This window comes from Belnapia sp. AC561, assembly GCF_979252845.1.
Genome location: NZ_CEEDBP010000111.1, coordinates 1 through 770, shown reverse-complemented (window position 1 = coordinate 770; position 770 = coordinate 1). Strand labels below are relative to the sequence as shown.

Here is a 770-nt window from a genome sequence, read left to right as displayed (position 1 = left end):
CATGCGCGGGGCGGGGTTCCTGCGGTCTTTGCCAGGGCGTAGCAGGCGCTGGGCCAGGGCGTGGTTGCCGGAAGGTATCAAATCCATCAGGCGGCCCGGGTCACGGGCCGTGAGGTCAGCCGCGCAGCAGCGCCTCGACCTCGGCGCGGTCCGGCGTCACGCCGTCCTGCGCCCGCAGCGCCCCGGCGGCGGAGGCGAAGCGCATGGTCTCGGGCAGCGGCAGGCCCTCGGCGAGCGCCAGGGCATAGGCGCCGTGGAAGACGTCGCCGGCGCCGGCGGTATTGGTCGCCTCCACCGGGAAGGCGGGCGTTTCGGAAGGCCGCTCCATCCCCTCCGTCAGCCAGAGGGTGCCGTGCTCGCCGCGGGTGACGGCGGCGAGGCGGGCGCCGGCGGCGAGTGCCCGGCGCAGGCCCTCGGCGGGGGTGACGCCGGGGGCGAAAATCTGCAGCCCGGGCTGGGAGAAGATGGCGTGGTCGGCGAGCGGCACGAGGGCGGCGAGCAGCCGCGCCTCCGACTTCTCCGCATCCAGCACGCTGGGGACGCCGAGCGCCCGGGCGCGGCGCAGCGCCACCTCGGCGGCGCGGGGCCAGCGCGGGTCGCAGAGCAGGGCGCCGGCCTCGCCCAGCGTCTCCATCGGCAGGACATCGGGGGCGAGGTCGAGGCCCTCGCCGCGGAAGGCGAAGATCACCCGTTCCCCCACCGGGTCGAGCAGGACGGAGGAGACCGGGGTGCGGGCGCCGGGCGCCACGCGGATGGCCGAGACATCGACC

Annotated in this window: 1 protein-coding gene; it reads right to left on the bottom strand. The window is 76.5% G+C overall.

Translation table 11 applies throughout. The features are described 5' to 3' along the window. Positions 1 to 115 precede the first annotated feature (115 nt). Positions 116 to 770: PfkB family carbohydrate kinase (locus AC0IW9_RS30345; RefSeq protein ID WP_471652031.1), on the bottom strand; the 655-nt coding region annotated here is incomplete at its 5' end.